Origin of the sequence: Clavibacter lycopersici (assembly GCF_003576405.1) — a bacterium.
GTDB classification, from domain to species: domain Bacteria; phylum Actinomycetota; class Actinomycetes; order Actinomycetales; family Microbacteriaceae; genus Clavibacter; species Clavibacter lycopersici.
This window is the reverse complement of sequence record NZ_QWGT01000236.1, coordinates 1-4,203: the sequence shown is the minus strand read 5'-3', so window position 1 is coordinate 4,203 and position 4,203 is coordinate 1. Positions and strand designations below refer to the sequence as shown.

The following is a 4,203-nucleotide window of genomic DNA, read 5'->3' as shown; positions in this document are numbered from 1 at the left end:
CGTCGTCCTCATGGACATCCGCATGCCCGTGATGAGCGGGATCGAGGCGACGCACCGGATCACCCGCGACGACCCCGACGCGGTGGAGGGCGAGCCCGGATCGCGACCGCGCGTCGTCATCCTCACCACCTTCCAGCAGCAGGAGGCGCTGTTCCAGTCGATGAAGCACGGCGCGAGCGCCTTCATCACGAAGGACGCGACGCCGGAGACCCTGCTCGAGACGATCCGCGCGGTGCACGCGGGCGACGCGGCGCCGACGCCGATCACCGAGCTGGTCGCGGGGCACGCGCGCGTGTCCGAGGTCCCGCGTCCCGAGCGCGCGCTCGAGGCGCTGTCGCCGCGCGAGCGCGAGGTGTTCCTCCTCGCGGCGAAGGGCCTCCGCAACGGCGAGATCGCGGCGGCCGCCTTCATCAGCGAGACGACGGTGAAGACCCACATCAGCAGCATCCTCGCGAAGCTGGACCTCCGCAGCCGCGCCCAGATCGTCGTCCACGCCTACGAGAACCGGCTGCTCACCTCGTGACGGCCGTGGCGCCGGTCAGCCCGCCGACATCCGCCGCCCCTGCACGTGCACGGCCGAGATCGCCGGCTCGCGCAGCCCCATCAGGAGCGTGAACAGGATCTGGTCGGTGGCGCGGGCCTCGTCGTCCGCGCGGATCCCGTGGGCGAGCGTGAGGGCGAGCGGCTCCCAGAGGTCCGGCGTGATCGTGAGGAAGTCGGCGTCCTTGCCGACGTCGAGGTTGCCGTAGCGGCCCTCCATGTCGAGCGCGCGCGCCCCCGCCAGGGTCCCGGTGAACAGGAGCTCGGCCGCGTCGATCTCCACGCCCGCGTCGCCCGGCTCGGAGAGGTGGACCTTGAACGCGTCGTTGAGCACGCGGGAGACGAGCCACTCGTCGCCGGCGCCCACGTCGGATCCGATCGCGACGTTCACGCCCGACGCCACCGTGCGCCGCCACGGCATGGTGCCGGAGCCGAGGAACTGCTGGGACGTCGGGCAGTGGGCGATGCTGCTGCCCGTCTCGGCGAGGCGCGCGAGCTCGGAGTCCTGGCAGTGCACGGCGTGCGCGAACACGCTGCGGCGGCCGAGGAGGCTGGATCCGCCGCGTTCCGACCCGGGAAGGAAGAGCCCGTCGTAGGTGTCGAGGTAGGTGTCGGTGCCGTAGACCTGCCGGACGGCGGCGATCTCGCCCGTGCCCGGCCGGTCGTTCTCGTTGAGGTGCGAGTGGAAGTGGACGCCCTCGCCGCGGGCCACGTCGTACAGCTCGCCGAGGCCGCGGAGCGTCGTGGGCGTGACCGACAGGCTGAAGCGCGGCACGATCGCGACCTGGAGCATGGCCGTCGTCGCGTCGCCCGTGTCGACGGCGTGCCAGCGGTCGATCTCCGCGCATGACAGCGCGATGGCGTCCTCCTCCGAGGTGAGGAGCGGGGTGGCGGGGCCCGAGCCGACCGTCTGGATACCGCGGCCGCTGACCAGCCGGAGGCCGGCGTCGCGGGAGGCCTCGAACAGGGCGTCCTGCGCATGGGGGAACGCGGATCCGAACACCAGCGCGCTCGTCGTGCCCGCCATGATCCGGCGGCGCGTGAAGTCCGCCGCGATCATGCGCGCGAAGCCCTCGTCCTCGAGGCGCGCCTCGGACGGGAACACGCACGAGTCGAGCCACTCGAGCAGCTGGCCGCCGCCGTGCGCGCTCGTCGTGTAGGTCTGCGGGAAGTGCACGTGCGCGTCGACGAAGCCGGGGATCAGGAAGTCGGACGCGTCGCCGTGCACGGGCGCGTCGGCGAACGCGGCCGGGAGCTCGCGGAACGGGCCGACCCACGCGATCCGGCCGGCGTCGTCGACCGCGAGCGCACCGTCGGGCACGGAGACGAGGTGGCGGCGCGCGTCCTGGACGAGCGGGGCGCCCGTGATGTGGAGGACGTGGCCGCGGTGCACGGCGCGGCGGGCGTCGGACGGGGTCGCGGGGGCAGGGGAGGAGGGCGTGGTGCGGTGGTCGCTCATGCGGATCCGTTCGCTCGGATGGTGCGTGACGGTGCGGGACGGCGTGACGCGGGGAGGGTCGGGCGCGGTCCACGGACGATGCTCGACCGCGGAGGACGGGCGGGCATCCGACACGCCGCGCGGGTCGGGCGCGTTCAGGAAGCCGTCCTACTCGTGCGGCCGGGGCCCGTCGTCGGCTGATCCTCCGAGGGTGTGGGCCTCCTCCGCGAGCAACGGCTGGAGGAGCGCGTCGATGCGCTCGAGCCGACGGCGTCGCACGGCGGCCATGCCCGCGACCATCCCGGCGACGACGGCGGGCAGCGTCCAGGCGAACGGCGGTCCGCCGAGCACCGCGAGCGCGATCGTGCCGGCGAGCGCCACCGCCACGACGAGCACCGCCCACGGGCCGCCGAGCTGGTCGTGCACCTCGCGGCGGCGGAGCAGGAGGTACCGCCAGGCGTCGGCGTCGTCTTCCGCGTCGGCGGGCAGGCGCCCGTCGTCGATCGCCTCGGACACGTCGATCCACCGCAGCAGGGGTGGGCCCCCGCGTCGCCGTCGCGCGAGGACGAGCGTCAGGACGCCGGCCGCGAGCAGGCCGACGGTGATCGTCGCGAGGATCCGGCCGGCGCTCACCTCGTGCCTGAGCGCGACCTGCGAGTAGACCATGATGCCCGCGTAGGCGGCGGCCGCACCCAGCGCGGGCACGACGGGGTGCCGGTCGGCGAAGCGGCGGGCGCGCCAGACGCGGCCGCGCGGGGCGGGCGCGGAGCCGGTCACGGTCGGCAGCGGATGAGGCACCCGCCGTCGGCGTCGGAGTACGCGAGGTGCGTCATGGTCCCTCCTCGGGGGATGCCGCGGCGGCAGGTCGGGTGCGCAGGCGGCGCGGCGGCCGGTCGAGCCTATCCAGCAGCCGGGGGGATGCTGTCGTCCGGGGACGGCGGCGCCCAGCCGGCGCGCCGCGCGTCGTCCGCGCGCACCTGCTCCTGCAGCGGGATGAGGAGGGCGTCGACAGCGTCGCGGCGGCGGCCGCGCGAGACGATCAGCCACATCGACCAGGGGACGAGGACGGCCAGGAGCACGACGTAGGGGAGCGGGAGGACGTCGCCGTAGCCGGGCCGCACCAGGAAGGCCAGGCCGACCACGAACACGAGGGCGAGGGGCACCATCCACGCCTCCTGGCGGATCTCCTTGCGTCGGCGGTCCAGCGCCCCCTGCCACTGCGTCGGATCCGCGCCGGCCGGCAGCTCGCCGTCCTCCGCGGCCTCCGACACCTCGACCTCGCGCGGCGACCCGGGCCAGTTGAGCCGGCGGATCCAGCGCGCACCCACGTACGCGACGCCCGCGAGGACCGCGACCACGACGCGCAAGACGATCGTCCCGGGCTCCTCCGACACGCGACCGAGGTCGAGCGCCGTCACCCACGCGAAGAAGACGGCGGCGACGACCAGCGCCCGGAGGACGGGCGCGTCGGCCCACGCTCGACGGATCCGCCGGAACAGCGGCTGCGGGCGGTCGGGTGCGGTCGACGTCATGGTGACTCCTCGTCCAGCGCGGCGGATGGGCGCGCGTCGTCGAGGGAGGATCCCCCCGGCATCCGCGTCCCACCCTACGCAGGGGCCGTGGGAGGCTTGACGCGGGCGGTACCCTGCCGGACCGGCCCGGTCGCTGCCCCACCCGCTCACCCGCCCCGCGCCCGTCGGCGCTCCCCTTCCGGAGGTGCCGTGCTCGAGATCGCCGCCGAGGTGCTCGACGCCCTCGCCGACGGCCGCCGCCTCGCCGTCGCGTGCGTGACCGACGTGCTCGGCAGCGCGCCGCGGACGGCCGGCACCGCGATGGCCGTCGACGACCGGGGCCGCGTCATCGGATCCATCTCCGGCGGCTGCGTCGAGGGCGCGGTCGTCGAGGTCGCCCAGGGCGTGCTCGCCGACGGGGTGCCCGTGCTCAGGTCGTTCGGCGTCACGGACGACGACGCGTTCCAGGTCGGCCTCACGTGCGGCGGGCGGATCGGCGTGGTCGTGGTCGAGGTCGCCCCCGCGGGAGATGCGCGGTCGCCGATCCCCGCCGCCGTCCGCGCCGCCCTCGAGTACGCCCGGGCTGGCCGCGCCGCGTCGCTCGCGCTCGTGCTGGAGGGACCGGCCGTCGGCACGTGGATCGCCGCGTCCGGGGACGACGCCGGGGACACCGCCGTGGGTGCCGACCCCGCCCGCCGGATCCGCGCCGAGCTC

The 4,203-nt window shown here is 75.2% G+C and carries 5 protein-coding genes; 2 read left to right on the top strand and 3 right to left on the bottom strand.

From position 1 onward, the window contains the following. Window positions 1-523, top strand: a 523-nt coding sequence (locus DZG00_RS12910; protein ID WP_147360001.1) for a response regulator transcription factor, incomplete at its 5' end; no start/stop codon positions are given. A gap of 15 nt (window positions 524-538) precedes the next feature. Here DZG00_RS12910 and DZG00_RS12905 read toward each other — a convergent pair. The 3 genes from DZG00_RS12905 to DZG00_RS12895 all read right to left on the bottom strand — a co-directional run bounded on the left by DZG00_RS12905 (window position 539) and on the right by DZG00_RS12895 (window position 3,510). Then, window positions 539-1,999, bottom strand: coding sequence for an amidohydrolase family protein (locus tag DZG00_RS12905; protein ID WP_199688955.1), 1,461 nt, complete (start codon window positions 1,997-1,999; stop codon window positions 539-541). Window positions 2,000-2,146: 147 nt separating this feature from the next. Further along, window positions 2,147-2,755: a hypothetical protein gene (locus DZG00_RS12900; protein ID WP_119382601.1), complete on the bottom strand. Its 609-nt coding sequence runs from the start codon at window positions 2,753-2,755 to the stop codon at window positions 2,147-2,149. Between the two features lie 122 nt (window positions 2,756-2,877). Further along, on the bottom strand, window positions 2,878-3,510 hold the full coding sequence (locus DZG00_RS12895) for a hypothetical protein (RefSeq protein WP_119382602.1): 633 nt from the start codon (window positions 3,508-3,510) through the stop codon (window positions 2,878-2,880). A 189-nt stretch (window positions 3,511-3,699) separates the two neighbouring features. On the opposite strand from DZG00_RS12895, the gene DZG00_RS12890 reads away from it, so the two are divergent. Beyond that, on the top strand, window positions 3,700-4,203 hold a 504-nt coding region (locus DZG00_RS12890), incomplete at its 3' end, for an XdhC family protein (RefSeq protein ID WP_199689819.1).

Coding starts and splice junctions, on each gene's coding strand:
- DZG00_RS12905 (WP_199688955.1), bottom strand. CDS start 1,999: ATGAGCGACCACCGCACCACGCCCTCCTCCCCTGCCCCCGCGACCCCG.
- DZG00_RS12895 (WP_119382602.1), bottom strand. CDS start 3,510: ATGACGTCGACCGCACCCGACCGCCCGCAGCCGCTGTTCCGGCGGATC.